The organism is Sinorhizobium sp. NFACC03, assembly GCF_900103435.1.
GTDB lineage: Bacteria > Pseudomonadota > Alphaproteobacteria > Rhizobiales > Rhizobiaceae > Ensifer.
Map to the genome: position 1 here is coordinate 217,246 of NZ_FMXF01000005.1, position 13,422 is coordinate 230,667.

Consider the following 13,422-nt stretch of genomic DNA (forward strand, 5'->3'; position numbering starts at 1 on the left):
CCGCGCAATAGCACCGGCTGGCCGCGCAAACAACATGCTCGCGATCAAAGCTGCGTCACCTGAGCTGCGACCAACACGGCATGAGGTCGTTTTCGGCCGGGGCCGCGTCATGAACGCCACGGGCGATGGCGCGTGCCATCGTCGATGCCGCCACCGCGCCGAGATCGATGAAATCCTCTAGTGTGGGGGTCTTGCCGCTGGCGCCGGTGGCAAGCGCAAAGATGAGATCGCCATCGAGCGGCGTGTGCGCCGGCCAGAGCGCTCGGGAAAAACCGTCATGGGCGGCGATTGCCAGGCGCTTCGCTTCGGCCTTTGTAAGCACCGCATCCGTCGCGATGACGGCGATCGTCGTGTTGGCGGCTGCGGACTGCCGGTCCCGGAACTTGATGCGGATATCGGCGGCGTCAGCGGGCAGTGGATGCGGCAGGCCGAGCGCACCGAACTCGCCGTCAAGCTCGAAGGGTGCGGACCAGAAATGCCTACTATCACCAACGGTCGCCGAACCGAGCGCGTTGACCGCAACCAGCGCGCCGATGGTGATGCCGCTTGGCAGAACGGTCGATGCCGAGCCGAGGCCGCCCTTGAAGGCGGCGGTCAGAGCGCCGGTACCGGCGCCGGCGGTTCCGGTCGCGAACGACGGGCCGGCGCAACGAACCGCCTCGAAGCCGAGTTCGCGATAGGGCGGGTAACGTCCCCAATCCTTGTCGCCGCCGTTGATCAGGTCGAACAGGATGGCGGTGGGCACGATCGGTATCCGGTGCGGACCGACGGCAAAGCCGCGGCCCATTTCTCTTAGCGCGGCCTGGGCTCCGGACGCAGCATCGAGGCCAAAGGCCGAACCGCCGGAAAGCACCAGGGCGTCGACTGTCTGCACCGTATTGTGCGGGTCGAGCAGATCGGTTTCCCGCGTTCCGGGCGCGCCGCCCAGCACCTGAACCGCAGCGGTTGCCGGCGGATCGCAGACGATGGCGGTGACGCCGGACTTCAGTCGGTGGTCCTCGGCATTGCCGACCGTCAGGCCCGCGACGTCGGTAATCAGGTTCAGCGGTCCGGTGCGCATCATTGGGCGGTTCCTTCGGCGGGCACTGGCACGAAGCGGCCGCCTTGCCACTGCATCAGGCGATAGGGATTTTCGGCGCGCTCGTGCTGCGCGTTGAAGGCAATGGGGCCGAGCACGGTCGGGTAGGGTCCCTTGGCGAATGCGTCGAGAAGGGGCTTGTCGTCCTTTTCCGCCTGGTCCTTGGCTTGCTCGAGCAGGGAGACCGCCGCAAAGGCGGACAATACGTAGCCATCCGGTTCGGTTCCGGCGGCCCGCAAGGCGTCCGCGACCGGCTTGCCCTCGGGCGATTGCGATGCGTCCGGCAGGGTGACCGCGAAAACGCCATCGGCGAGCGGCACGGTGAGATCGGCGGCATTCAGCGCGTCTCCGCCGAGCAAGGTGAGGCTCGCGCCTTCGCCTTGCGCATCGCGCGCGATCACCGCCGTGTCCTGCCTGTCGCCACCGGTAAAGACATGGGTCGCGCCGCTCTTCACCAGTCGCCGCACCAGGTTGACCTGCTGCTCCTGGGCGGGCCGATAGGTGTCGGTGAAGACCGGTGTCAGCCCAATTTCGCCGAGGGCGGAGCGCACGCTTTCGACCAGTTCCCGGCTGTGGATGGTTCCATCGTCGATCAACGCGATCGGCTTGTCCTTCCAGCGCTGGACGATGGTGTCGACGATGCTGGCAGCCTCGGCGTTGCCGCTCGGCGCAAGACGGAAGAGCGGCCACTTCTTCTTCAGCGCATCTTCCATCAGGACATCGGAACGCACACTGAGGGTGATGGCGGGAAGGCCCGCTTCGGCAAGTGCCGGAAGTGTGGCGTCCAGGCTTTCGGTGCAGAGAAACCCGATCGCTGCCTCGGCGCCTGCCGCAAGCAGCGCCTTGGTCAGCGCTTCGTTGCCGGCCGTATCGCAAGTCTCTGGAATGACGACGATCTCACTGCCGCGATCGCCGGCCTGGAACGCGGCGCCATCGATGATCTGCTTGCCGAGAGGTGCAAACGGGCCTTCGACCGGCGCGACGACGGCCACCTTGATGCCGGCTGCCGCGGCGGGTGCGGCCTGTACCAGTCCGGCCACGACAAGGCTGGCGACGATCGATCGAAGCATCCATTTTCTCCGCTGCCGCATTTTCCCCGGATCAGGAGGGATCCTGACCCCGCGGCGAGCCCTTACGTTGCCTTTTCCGTGCCGGTCGCGACTGGCGCGCGGCACGGTAGTGGCCATATGTTTTAAGGATGTGCCCTACCGCGTCAAAGGAAAAGATGTGACTTCGGACGCGGATGGTTCTATCCGCGTCGCTGCCGTGTCGCAGATCTGCAAGATTCTCCTTGCAGCGGGTTTCATATTTCCCGGTACTGTCTATGTATGTGGCTGACTTCGCTCGGAGAAAGAATTGTTGGACAAGAGCCGGCTGGACCCCATCAGTTATCGCGACGCCATGAGTCGCCTGGCCGGTCACGTGCAGATCATCACCGTGGCCGATGGTGTCGAGCGGCGCGGTGTCACGGTCACCGCATCCTGCTCCGTGTCCGACAGTCCGCCGACGGTTCTGGCCTGCCTCAACGGCGCCAATCCGCGCAATGAGATCTTCACGCGCAGCGACAGTTTCGCGCTCAATCTGCTTGGCGATGAACATCGCGCCATGGCACACGCTTTTTCCGGCCGCGATCAACTCGACATGAATCTGCGCTTTGCCCTTGGCCAGTGGACCAAGCTGACGACAGGCTCTCCGATCTTCACCAACGCGATCGCTTCGTTCGATTGCCGGCTCATCGAGGTGAAGACGATCGCCACGCATCTGGTGCTGTTCGGCGAGGTCGTCGATGTCGCTATCGGGCCGGCGCGGCCGCCACTCATTTATGTGGACCGCGGATACCACTCGCTATAAGTTTTACGTGGCGAGATTTCGTGCCCATCGAGACATGAGAAGATCGCCGTAAGCCTTTGAGTTGGAAGAGTGAATTCATTCGCTTTTCAACATCAAGTTATCGATTCGAGCCGTGGCGGAGGAGACATGGCGACACAGGCGACCACAGCCCTGCCGCAGTCCATCGAGGAGACGATGGCGCTGCTGGAGGCGCATGACTATCTCGCGGGAACGGCGCTGGCGACGGTGCTGTTTCTGGCGCTCAGGATGAAGCGCCCGCTCTTTCTCGAGGGCGAAGCAGGCGTCGGCAAGACCGAGATCGCCAAGGTTCTGGCAAAGGCGCTCGATCGGCCTCTGATCCGGCTGCAATGTTATGAGGGCCTCGACGTCGCCTCGGCCGTCTACGAATGGAACTATCCGGCACAGATGCTGGAAATCCGCCTATCGGAAGCAGCCGGCAAGGTCGATCGAAAACGGATCGAAAGCGATATCTTTTCCGAACGCTTCCTGATCCGCCGCCCGGTCCTGCAGGCAATTTCTTCCAGCGCGGGCCGCGCGCCTGTCTTCCTGATCGACGAGCTTGACCGGACAGATGAGGCCTTCGAGGCGTTCCTGCTCGAAGTTTTGTCCGATTTTCAGGTCACGATACCGGAACTTGGAACAATCCGGGCGGACGAACCGCCAATCGTCATCATCACCACCAACCGCACCCGCGAAATCCATGACGCGCTCAAGCGACGCTGCCTCTATCATTGGGTCGATTATCCCAAGGCGGCGCAGGAGCTGGAAATCATCCGCCGCAAGGTACCCGGCTGCAACGCGACGCTGTCGCGCGAGGTCATCGCCTATGTGCAGCGGCTGCGGACAATCGACCTCTTCAAGAACCCCGGCGTCGCCGAAACGATCGACTGGGCAACGGCCCTGACGGAACTCGACCGGCTGGCGCTCGATCCGGAAACGATCGCCGATACGCTCGGAACATTGCTCAAGTATCAGGACGACATCGCCAGGATCGAGGGTGCCGAGGGGCGCAAGCTGCTCGCCGAAGTCAAGGCGGAACTGCTGGCGGCGGGCTGACCATGAAGGAGCGGGAGGAGCACAGGGATGGTGCCATTGTCCCGCCGCTTGGGGAAAGCGACGGCCGGCTTGCCGACAACATCGTCTTCTTCGCACGCGCCCTGCGTCGCGCCGGCATCAAGATCGGGCCCGGTGCCATCGCCGATGCCATCGATGCGGTGGCACTGATCGGAATCGGCGGCCGGGATGCGTTTTACGCCGCACTGCAATGCGTCTTCGTGAAGCGCCACGAGGACCAGCCGGTGTTCGACGAAGCCTTTCGGCTGTTCTGGCGCTCGCGCGGCCTCGTCGAGAAGATGATCGCGATGATGTCGCCGCTGGCGCCGGAGCGCGAAAGCGAGCGGCACCAGCGGCGTGCCGGCGAGACACGCGTCAGCGATGCGTTGCTTTCCGGGCACGAAGCGGATCGACCGCCACGTGAGGAACCCGAGATCGATATCGATGCGCGCTTCACGGTTTCGGGCCGCGAGCTGCTGCGTCGGGCCGATTTCGCGCAGATGAGTGCTGCCGAACTTGCCGAGGCGAAACGCGCCCTTGCCGCGCTGACGCTGCCGATGGACCGTGTCGTAACCCGTCGCTTCCGCCCATCGAAGAGGCAGATCCGCATCGACCCGCGCGCCACCGTGCGTGACGCGATGCGTTTCGGCGGGGAACTGATCCTGCCGCGGTTCCGGGAGCGGCGTGTGGTGCATCCACCGCTCGTCGTGCTTGCCGACATCTCGGGCTCGATGAGCCAGTACACCCGCATCTTTCTGCATTTCCTGCATGCGTTGACCGAGGAGCGGCGGCGCGTGCACACCTTCCTGTTCGGCACACGGCTGACCAATGTCTCCCGCCAGTTGCGCAATCGCGATCCGGATGCCGCGATCGACGACTGCGTGGCTGCGGTGAAGGACTGGTCCGGCGGTACGCGCATTGGCGAAACGCTGCATGAATTCAACAGACGCTGGTCGCGGCGCGTGCTCGGACAAGGCGCCATCGTGCTGATGATCACCGATGGCCTGGAGCGTGACGATGTGGGCGATCTTGAAATCGAAATCGATCGACTGCACCGGTCCTGCCGCCGGCTGATCTGGCTCAACCCGCTGCTGCGCTTCGACGGCTTCGAGGCGCGTGCGCGCGGCGTCAGAGCGATGCTGCCGCATGTTGACGAATTCCGGGCGGTGCACAATCTTGAATCGATTGGGGAACTGGTGAAGGCGCTTTCCGGGCAGGGTTCCCGGCAGGCTAACCCGCGGCGGTTCCTCAGATCTTGATCTGTCCGGCGGGAGGGTGGCAACATGCTGGAAGCTGCAAATGTTCTGGATCCGCTCGACATCGCCCAAGCCTGGATGAAGGAAGGGCGTAAGGTGGCGATTGCCACCGTGATCGAAACCTGGGGCTCGGCGCCGCGCCCCGTCGGCAGCCATCTGGTGATCGACGGCGACGGCAATTTTCAGGGCTCGGTTTCCGGCGGCTGCGTCGAAGGCGCCGTCATCACCGAAGCGGCAGATGTCATCGCTTCGGGCGCGCCAAGGATCCTCGATTTCGGCGTTGCGGACGAAACCGCCTGGCGCGTGGGACTTTCCTGCGGCGGCAGGATCCGGGTCCTTGTTGAACGGGTCGAAGGCTAGCGATGGAACGGAGGATTCTTGAAGCACTCAATGCGGCGCGTTCGGCGCGTCGGGCGGTTGTCACTGTCAGCGCTCTAGCCGGCAGCAGCAGCCAGGTCTATCTCGAGGGCGATGATTGTCCGGATGTCTGGCGCGGCCCGGTCGCGCGCGCCCTGCAATCCGGCAAGGCCGGGATCGTGGAGACGGAGCAGGGCTCTTTCTTCCTCAATGTCTACTTGCCGCCGCCACGCATTCTCGTCATCGGCGCCGTGCATATTTCACAGGCCTTGGCCCAGCTGGCGCCCGTTGCCGGTTTCGACATGACGATCATCGATCCGCGTACTGCCTTCGCAACGCCGGAACGTTTCGCAGGCGTCGAGCTCATCGCCGAATGGCCCGAGGATGCCCTGAAACAGAGGCCGCTCGACCGCTTCACCGCCGTGCTGGCCGTCACCCATGATCCGAAAATCGACGACGAACCAATCCGGGTCGCCCTTGCAGCCGGCTGTTTCTACGTCGGCGCGCTCGGCAGCCGGAAAACCCATGCGACACGGGTCGAACGGTTGCGACAGGCCGGTGTTTCCGATGTTGACATAGCCCGCATCCGCGCACCGATCGGCCTCGATATCGGTGCGGCGAGCCCGGCCGAGATCGCCGTCGCCATCCTGGCCGAAATCATCGAGGCGCTACGGCGCCGCGATACCAGCCATGTCAAAGGAGTGATTGCGTGAGGTTCGGGCCGGTCAAGACCAGCGAAGCGGAGGGCGCCATGCTGGCGCATGCGGTCAAGACGGATGAGATCCGGCTGCCGAAGGGTCACCGGCTTTCGCCCGCCGATATCGCCGCCTTGATCGCCTGCGGCACGCTGGAGGTGGTTGTTGCGCGCCTTGACCCCGGCGATCTCATGGAAGACGAGGCCGCAACGCGCATTGCGGCGGCAATTGCACCCGACCACCTGCGCTTCTCTCAGGCGGCAACCGGGCGTGTGAACGTCTACTCTCGGGTTGCCGGCCTCTTCGTCGCGAAGCGCGACACCGTCAACCGATTGAACCGCATCGATCCCGCCATCACGCTCGCCTGCCTTGCCGACCATGTGCCTGTGCAGGCCGGCGACATGGTCGCGACGATCAAGATCATTCCACTCGCCGTGGCCGGCCAACTCGTCGAGGAAGCACAGAAGCTGCTCCGGAGCCATGCCGCCTTCGAAGTAAAACCCTTTTCCGCGCGACGCGCAGCGCTAATAGCAACTCAGTTGCCGACACTGAAACCCCAGGTCATGGACAAGACGAAAACCATCCTGGCGGCTCGCCTGCGGCAATCGGGAAGCGAGCTTGTGACCGAGCGACGCGTCGCACACACGGAAGGCGCGGTCGCCGCGGCAATCGACGAACTCCAGGCCGACCATGACCTGCTGGTGGTCTTCGGTGCTTCCGCTGTCGCCGATCCGGATGATGTGATTCCCGCGGCGGTTCGTCGGGCAGGCGGCGTCGTCGATCATGTCGGCATGCCCGTCGATCCCGGCAATCTTCTCGTTCTTGGCCGTGTCGGCGAGATCCCCGTGATCGGGGCTCCCGGATGCGCCCGCAGCCCGCGCGAGAACGGATTCGACTGGATCCTCGACCGTATCCTCGCCGGCGAGTGGCCGAGCTTCGACGACATAACCGGCCTTGGCGTCGGTGGTTTGCTCGGCGAAATCCCGACCCGGCCGCAGCCGCGTGAAAAAGCAACGGCGTTGCCGTTAGGACCGGTCGAGATCGTCGTTCTGGCCGCCGGCCGCGCCAGCCGGATGGGACCGGACGGCGGGCACAAGCTGCTGGCGACCTTTGACGGCGTGCCGCTGGTTCGCCGCAGCGTCGAGGCAGCGATTGCTGCGGCCCCCGGCGGGGTTGTCGTGGTCACCGGCCACCGCGAGACCGATATCCGCGCTGCGTTGGAGGGTCTGCCCGCGAAGCTCGTCTCGAATCCAGACTACATGTCCGGAATGGCCTCATCTCTGACGATTGGACTTTCGGCCATCAACGAGCGATCCGCGGGCATGTTGGTCATGCTCGCCGACATGCCGGGCGTCAGCAGCGGCGATCTGCGCAGGTTGCTCGATCGTTTTGCGGCCGAAGGCGGCCGCGCCGTCATTCGGGCAACCGCCGATGGGCAACGCGGCAATCCGGTCATCCTGCCGCGGCAAACCTTTTCCGCTGTCCGTCTTTTGGTTGGAGACGTTGGCGCAAGGCACATCATCGAGAAGTGCGGACTGCCGGTCATCGATGTCGAGCTTGGTTCGGCGGCGCGGCTTGATCTCGACACGCCGGAGCAGATTGTGGCTGCCGGCGGTATCCTGGAGGAATGAACGCGTGGACAATGCTGCCATCGAGGAGATGTTCGAGACGCTGGGGCCGGTGACCATCAAGCGGATGTTCGGCGGCAAGGGGATCTATTGCCAGGGCATCATCTTCGCACTCGAGGTGGACGGAGAAATCCTCCTGAAGGGGGACGAGCAGACGGCGCCGACCTTCGAGGCGGCCGGCTCCCGGCAATGGGCCTATGATGGCAAGGGCAAGCCGGTGAAGATGCCCTATTGGAGCATACCGGACGACGCCTTTGACGACCCCGACGAGATGGCGCGCTGGGTGCGGCTTGCCTATGAAGCAGCGTTACGATCGAGAAAATAGAGGATAAACCCGCCGGCGGAGGCAATCCGCGACGACTGCGCCGCTGGAGGATCCCGCTCTCAAGTGGAATCACTGGAGGCGGAAAGATGCTCTATAATCAAAGTGCTAGAGCGTCCTTTGTGCCTTCGCTTGAACGCACGGCGCTCTTGTGTTCCAGCCTGCGCAACGCATCGACTGCGTCGGCCGTAAAACGTGACAGCGGCTGGGGCAGGGCATCGAGATCGAACCAGCCGAGAGCGGAAAGCTTGTCCGGCTCGGTGAGTTCAGGCTCGCCGATAAAGTCCCGGGTCACATAGATCATCGAGATCCAGTGCTGGCGGTCAGCCTCGATCACCTGTTCGCTGAGGCAGAGGAACTCGCTCGAACGGATCTGGAGGCCGCTTTCCTCTTCGGCCTCGCGCCGCGCTGCGGCTTCCGAGCGTTCCATATGATCGACCTTGCCGCCGACGATGTTCCAGTGCTCGGCTTCAGGCGCGTTAACGCGCTTGTAGAGCAGGATCTTGCCGTCGCGCACGATTGCAAGTCCGCAGCCGAGACCCGGAAAATCGATGCCCGGCAGGCCCATAGGTTTAATCAGGCCTTGCCGGCAATCAGCATGAAAGCGGGGATTTCGTCACCGAAGCCAACGGGCGTCGGGCCGTCATCATAGTCGCGGCGGTGACGGTTGCGGCGATCGCGATTGTCATCGTTGGCCGGGTTCGATGCGCGCACCGGACGATCGGCGCGGTTGTTCTGTCCCTGCTTGTTTTCTGCGCTGCGTGCCGGTTTCACCGATTCCGCCCTTTCCACGACTGTTGCAACTTCGGCCTCACTATCGACACGCACGGTATCGGATTTATGATCGGCGCGAGCCCTCGGGCCGCGATCCCCATCTTTTTTCCGGTCCTTGCGGCCATCGCGATCGCGACCGCGATCGCGGCGACCGCTGTCGTGGCTTTCCAACGGCTCGGGCAAATTGGAAAGGTCGCCGTTCAGCCATTCGACCTTCTGGCCGATCAGCTTCTCGATCGCATCGGAGAACTTCGTGTCGCGCTTGGTCACAAGCGTGAAGGAGGCGCCAGAGCGACCGGCACGGCCGGTGCGGCCGATCCGGTGAACATAGTCTTCCGCATGGATCGGAACGTCGAAGTTGAAGACATGGCTGACATCGGGGATGTCGAGGCCGCGGGCAGCAACATCGGATGCAACGAGCAGCGTGATATTGTTGTCCTTGAAGCCGGCAAGCATGGCCATGCGCGAGCGCTGGTCCATGTCACCATGCAGGGCGCCGACCGAGAAGCCATGACGCTCGAGCGACCGAAAGAGGTCGGCGACATCCTTCTTGCGGTTGCAGAAGATGATGGCGTTCTTCAGATCGTCCTGGGCGCGAATCAGATCGCGCAGCACCGCGCGCTTTTCGTAATCCTTGGCGTGCGCCGCGACGAAGCGCTGTGTCACCGTCTGTGCCGTGGAGGCCGGGCGGGCGACTTCGACGCGCTCCGGGTTCTGCAGGAAGCGATCGGCGAGCTTCTGGATTTCCGGCGGCATGGTCGCCGAGAAGAACAGAGTCTGACGCGTGAACGGGATCATCTTGGCGATGCGTTCGATGTCGGGAATGAAGCCCATGTCGAGCATGCGGTCGGCTTCGTCGATGACCAGGATCTCGACGCCGGTCATCAGCAGCTTGCCGCGCTCGAAGTGATCAAGCAGGCGGCCGGGCGTGCAGATCAGAACGTCTGCGCCGCGCTCGAGCTTGCGATCCTGCTCATCGAACGAAACGCCGCCGATCAGAAGCGCGATGTTGAGCTTGTGGTTCTTGCCGTACTTGTCGAAGTTCTCCGCGACCTGGGCGGCGAGTTCGCGCGTCGGCTCCAGGATGAGCGTGCGCGGCATGCGGGCGCGCGCGCGGCCCTTTTCCAGCAGCGTCAACATCGGCAGCACGAACGAAGCGGTCTTACCCGTTCCCGTCTGGGCGATGCCCAGAATGTCACGACGCTGCAGGGCCGGCGGAATGGCGCCAGCCTGGATCGGGGTCGGGATTGTGTAGCCCGCATCGGTGACAGCGGAGAGAACTTTTTGGCTCAGGCCAAGGTCAGCAAAATTGGTCAAAGGGAAATCTGTTTCCGTTCCGGTTCAATAGAACACTGATCGATCGATGGAAAACGCACGAGACGTGGCCGCGCTCATAAGCTGAACGTCGCTGAAAGTCAAGAAATCCAGCACGTTGAAGCAGCAAAAGGTAAATAGTGGCGAATCTGTCGCATTTCTTGTCAAGCCGCGCAAGACCTGGAGACAGCCAAACGACCCGTCAGTTCATGTAGGAGGCGAGCTTCCGGCTGGCATCGAGAAAGCGCATGGGATCCACCGCCTCGCCATTCAGGCGGATTTCATAATGAAGGTGCGGACCGGTGGAACGACCCGTATTGCCGGACTTGGCAATGACTTCACCTTCCGTCACCTGGTCGCCAACCTTCACCAGAACGGCGGAAAGGTGGGCGTATCGGCCCGACACGCCGTTTCCGTGGTCGATTTCGACCATGTTCCCGTAGCCGCCGGTCAGGCCGGCATTCGTCACGGTGCCGGGCGCGGCCGCGCGAATGCGCGTGCCGACCGTCGCGCGGAAGTCGATGCCGGCATGGAGCGCCAGGCGACCGAGGAACGGATCAAGACGGTTGCCGAATTCGCTGGTGATGTCGCTCGCCGGAGACGGGTTGCCGAACGGCAGCGCGCGGACCTGCGCCCGCGTCCGTTCCAGTTCCAGAAGAGCCGTATCGAGAGCCGCCAGCGACTGGCCGAACTCGTCATCATTCGCCGGTTCGACGAACGGGCCGCCAATGGCGCTATCGACAGAGTCAGACGTCGCGACGGGGACCATTGCTGCGACATCGCCGACCGGCAGGTCGACGCCGGTCCGACCGACGATCGAGCGAATCGCACCCGACGTCTTTGCAGCACCATCCGTCAGTTGCTTCAGTCGCGCCATTTGTTCGAGTTCGACGTCCTTCAGCGACAGCGTCACTTTGGAGAATATCCGGTCGGCACGGTCCGAGGTCGATTCGGCCGCATCGGGTGCGGCATAGGCGAGGGGAGCGGGACGAATTGCACCGGTGACCGACGCGCCGCTCAGGCCCATCAATTTCTCGATCGCCTTTACGCCGCCGCTGCTGGCGTCGGCCCGTTTCTCAAAGGCGAGGGGTTCAATCTCCGGGGTCCCGTTGCTTTCCGTCGTCAGGCCGGAACTTTCGGCCCTTTCGACCAGGGCGCCGAGCTTTCCGTTGCGCGAGGTCAGCGCCATCTGCTGGCGCAGCAGCTTCTCGACCTTTTCTTCGACCACCTGCTGGTCGAGCAGTTGCCGGCTGGTGACGCGATCGACCTGCGCTCTCAATGCCGTGATTCGATCCTCGTATTCGTGCTGCATTCGCGCCTGGCGGGCGATCGTGCCGCCGATGAGATCGTCGCGCAGGACCAGATAGGATGTGGCCGCGAGATAGCCGATGCTGCAGACGCCGGCGAAGGATACGGCGATTGCCGCCATCCAGGGACGAACCGTCATGTGGCGAACCTTGTCGCCACTTGCCAGTATCAGAACGTGATTTTCCTTACGTTTTCCGAAGGCACGATTTGCCGAACGTCCAGACACCCGTTCTCTCCCGTCATGTGCGCGTTGCCTCGCATCACCTGCGGATCATTACACTTCGTTAGGGTTAACAATTGGTAAGGATGATTGCGGTTGCGTGATGCGGCTATCGGTTGGTCGAGGCGGTCATCGAGCGATAAAAGGACGGCGTCAGGCCTGCCTCGGCGCGGGCAATGTCGTTGAACGGTGCCTTCAATGGTCCGCGAAAATTGGCGCGCACCAGCGCCTGGAAGGTCACCGCGGGATCCTTCTTCTCGCGGGCGCAGAGGAAACGGAACCATTTGGCACCGACGGCAACATGGCCTTTCTCGTCTTCGTAGATCACATCCAGAACGGCGGCGCTCTCGACGTCGCCGGTTTCGCGCATCTTGGCCTGAAGGGCCGGCGTCACATCGAGACCGCGCGCTTCGAGAATGAGCGGCACCACGGCAAGGCGGGCCGTCAGGTCGTTGCGGGTATCGTGCGCCGCTTGCCAGAGCCCGTCATGGGCAGGCATGTCGCCATAGTCTGCACCGAGATCGTTCAGCCGCTGCCGGACCAGCCGGAAGTGCTTGGCCTCCTCGAAGGCGACGCGCATCCAGCCGTCAAAGAAGGAATTGGGCACCGGCTCGGTCGCAAAGCGGGCGACGATATCGAGGGCCAGGTCGACGGCGTTCAACTCGATATGGGCGATCGAGTGCAGCAATGCGATGCGGCCCTTGAGGGAACCGAGCGACCGCCGCTTCACCTGCGTCGGCGGTGTCAGTACGGGCTTGTCCGGCCGCCCGGGGCGAACCGGAACGGGTCGGTCGAGCGGCGAGCGCAGCGACAGCGTGCGGCGCTGCCAGCGCCGTGCCGTTTCTTGCGCAAGCGCCGTCTTGACCTCGAGGTCGGCGGCGCGAATCGCTTCGACTGCGCCGCCCCGCAGGCTGTGAAACACGGGCAATTCGGTCATGGGTTTCCTCAGAGGGCCTTTGCGGCGGCCAGGACCTCCTGGGCGTGACCGTCGACCTTCACCTTTTCCCATACCCTGACGACGACGCCGTCGGCGCCGATCAGGAAGGTGCTGCGTTCGACGCCCATGTACTTGCGGCCGTACATCATTTTCTCAACCCAGACGCCGTAGGCAGTCACCACCGCCTTTTCCTCGTCGGCAGCGAGCGTCACTGTGAGGTTGTGCTTCTTGGCGAAGCGATCGTGCTTTTTCACCGAATCGGGGGAGAGGCCGATCAGCGTTATGCCGGCTGCGGCAAACTCTTCGGCAAGTTCGGAGAACGAGATCGCCTCCAGCGTGCAGGCCTGCGTATCGTCCTTCGGATAGAAAAACAGCACGACGGGGCGGCCGCGAAAGGCGGAAAGCGAGATCGTGCCGCCGCCATCGCGCGGCAGCGTGAAGTCGGGAGCGACATCTCCGGGAGCGGGTCTTGCCATGATTAAACCTTCCTTCTGCCAAGTTTTGCAGACAATCTGACGCTACTGCATGTGGCCCTTGATCGTTGCCGATCAATGCGAAATCTGCGGCAACTCAAAGTTCTACAGCGACTTCTGCGCGCCTCTTAAGGCACGCCGCGCTGTAGGGCATAT

14 protein-coding genes are annotated in these 13,422 nt (G+C 63.4%); 7 read left to right on the plus strand and 7 right to left on the minus strand.

Features of this window, described 5'->3' with window-relative positions; genetic code table 11:
- Nucleotides 1–55: 55 nt before the first annotated feature.
- Nucleotides 56–1,063, minus strand: a complete 1,008-nt coding sequence (locus tag BLU35_RS10730) for a P1 family peptidase (protein ID WP_176907204.1) — start codon at nt 1,061–1,063, stop codon at nt 56–58.
- The gene (locus BLU35_RS10735) at nt 1,060–2,148 is read right to left on the minus strand and encodes a branched-chain amino acid ABC transporter substrate-binding protein (protein ID WP_093233042.1); all 1,089 of its coding nucleotides are present in this window, start codon (nt 2,146–2,148) and stop codon (nt 1,060–1,062) included. The genes BLU35_RS10730 and BLU35_RS10735 overlap by 4 nt, the downstream gene beginning before the upstream one ends.
- 331 nt (nt 2,149–2,479) lie before the next feature.
- Between BLU35_RS10735 and BLU35_RS10740 the strand changes: the two genes are divergently transcribed.
- The 7 genes from BLU35_RS10740 to BLU35_RS10770 all read left to right on the plus strand — a co-directional run bounded on the left by BLU35_RS10740 (nt 2,480) and on the right by BLU35_RS10770 (nt 8,243).
- On the plus strand, nt 2,480–2,929 hold the full coding sequence (locus tag BLU35_RS10740) for a flavin reductase family protein (protein WP_093233067.1): 450 nt from the start codon (nt 2,480–2,482) through the stop codon (nt 2,927–2,929).
- 126 nt (nt 2,930–3,055) lie between these two features.
- Complete coding sequence (locus BLU35_RS10745) at nt 3,056–3,985, plus strand: AAA family ATPase (RefSeq protein ID WP_058324135.1); 930 nt, start codon at nt 3,056–3,058, stop codon at nt 3,983–3,985.
- Nucleotides 3,986–3,987: 2 nt separating this feature from the next.
- Nucleotides 3,988–5,241, plus strand: a complete 1,254-nt coding sequence (locus BLU35_RS10750) for a vWA domain-containing protein (RefSeq protein ID WP_093233043.1) — start codon at nt 3,988–3,990, stop codon at nt 5,239–5,241.
- A 24-nt stretch (nt 5,242–5,265) separates the two neighbouring features.
- Complete coding sequence (locus tag BLU35_RS10755) at nt 5,266–5,598, plus strand: XdhC family protein (protein ID WP_058324137.1); 333 nt, start codon at nt 5,266–5,268, stop codon at nt 5,596–5,598.
- 2 nt (nt 5,599–5,600) lie between these two features.
- Nucleotides 5,601–6,308, plus strand: a complete 708-nt coding sequence (locus BLU35_RS10760; protein ID WP_058324138.1) for an XdhC family protein — start codon at nt 5,601–5,603, stop codon at nt 6,306–6,308.
- Nucleotides 6,305–7,921, plus strand: coding sequence for an NTP transferase domain-containing protein (locus BLU35_RS10765; RefSeq protein WP_058324139.1), 1,617 nt, complete (start codon nt 6,305–6,307; stop codon nt 7,919–7,921). The genes BLU35_RS10760 and BLU35_RS10765 overlap by 4 nt, the downstream gene beginning before the upstream one ends.
- A gap of 4 nt (nt 7,922–7,925) precedes the next feature.
- On the plus strand, nt 7,926–8,243 hold the full coding sequence (locus BLU35_RS10770; RefSeq protein WP_058324140.1) for a TfoX/Sxy family protein: 318 nt from the start codon (nt 7,926–7,928) through the stop codon (nt 8,241–8,243).
- 97 nt (nt 8,244–8,340) lie between these two features.
- Here the strand turns inward: BLU35_RS10770 and BLU35_RS10775 are convergent, their stop codons facing one another.
- From BLU35_RS10775 to BLU35_RS10795, 5 genes are all read right to left on the minus strand, one after another.
- Nucleotides 8,341–8,808: an NUDIX domain-containing protein gene (locus BLU35_RS10775; protein ID WP_058324141.1), complete on the minus strand. Its 468-nt coding sequence runs from the start codon at nt 8,806–8,808 to the stop codon at nt 8,341–8,343.
- An 8-nt stretch (nt 8,809–8,816) separates the two neighbouring features.
- The gene (locus tag BLU35_RS10780) at nt 8,817–10,331 is read right to left on the minus strand and encodes a DEAD/DEAH box helicase (protein WP_093233044.1); all 1,515 of its coding nucleotides are present in this window, start codon (nt 10,329–10,331) and stop codon (nt 8,817–8,819) included.
- A gap of 199 nt (nt 10,332–10,530) precedes the next feature.
- Nucleotides 10,531–11,862 carry a M23 family metallopeptidase gene (locus BLU35_RS10785; RefSeq protein ID WP_093233045.1) on the minus strand — a complete coding sequence of 444 codons (1,332 nt, stop codon included), beginning with the start codon at nt 11,860–11,862 and terminating at the stop codon, nt 10,531–10,533.
- Nucleotides 11,863–11,965: 103 nt separating this feature from the next.
- Nucleotides 11,966–12,793 (minus strand): ferritin-like domain-containing protein, encoded by an 828-nt coding sequence (locus BLU35_RS10790; protein WP_058324144.1) that lies wholly within the window; start codon nt 12,791–12,793, stop codon nt 11,966–11,968.
- A gap of 8 nt (nt 12,794–12,801) precedes the next feature.
- The gene (locus BLU35_RS10795; protein WP_058328241.1) at nt 12,802–13,269 is read right to left on the minus strand and encodes a peroxiredoxin; all 468 of its coding nucleotides are present in this window, start codon (nt 13,267–13,269) and stop codon (nt 12,802–12,804) included.
- Between the last annotated feature and the right edge of the window lie 153 nt (nt 13,270–13,422).

Bases quoted from the DNA above. Each gene is read 5' to 3' on its own strand.
- BLU35_RS10775 (WP_058324141.1), bottom strand. From the start codon at position 8,808: ATGGGCCTGCCGGGCATCGATTTTCCGGGTCTCGGCTGCGGACTTGCA.
- BLU35_RS10760 (WP_058324138.1), top strand. From the start codon at position 5,601: ATGGAACGGAGGATTCTTGAAGCACTCAATGCGGCGCGTTCGGCGCGT.
- BLU35_RS10755 (WP_058324137.1), top strand. From the start codon at position 5,266: ATGCTGGAAGCTGCAAATGTTCTGGATCCGCTCGACATCGCCCAAGCC.
- BLU35_RS10740 (WP_093233067.1), top strand. From the start codon at position 2,480: ATGAGTCGCCTGGCCGGTCACGTGCAGATCATCACCGTGGCCGATGGT.
- BLU35_RS10795 (WP_058328241.1), bottom strand. From the start codon at position 13,269: ATGGCAAGACCCGCTCCCGGAGATGTCGCTCCCGACTTCACGCTGCCG.
- BLU35_RS10790 (WP_058324144.1), bottom strand. From the start codon at position 12,793: ATGACCGAATTGCCCGTGTTTCACAGCCTGCGGGGCGGCGCAGTCGAA.
- BLU35_RS10730 (WP_176907204.1), bottom strand. From the start codon at position 1,063: ATGATGCGCACCGGACCGCTGAACCTGATTACCGACGTCGCGGGCCTG.
- BLU35_RS10750 (WP_093233043.1), top strand. From the start codon at position 3,988: ATGAAGGAGCGGGAGGAGCACAGGGATGGTGCCATTGTCCCGCCGCTT.
- BLU35_RS10735 (WP_093233042.1), bottom strand. From the start codon at position 2,148: ATGCTTCGATCGATCGTCGCCAGCCTTGTCGTGGCCGGACTGGTACAG.
- BLU35_RS10745 (WP_058324135.1), top strand. From the start codon at position 3,056: ATGGCGACACAGGCGACCACAGCCCTGCCGCAGTCCATCGAGGAGACG.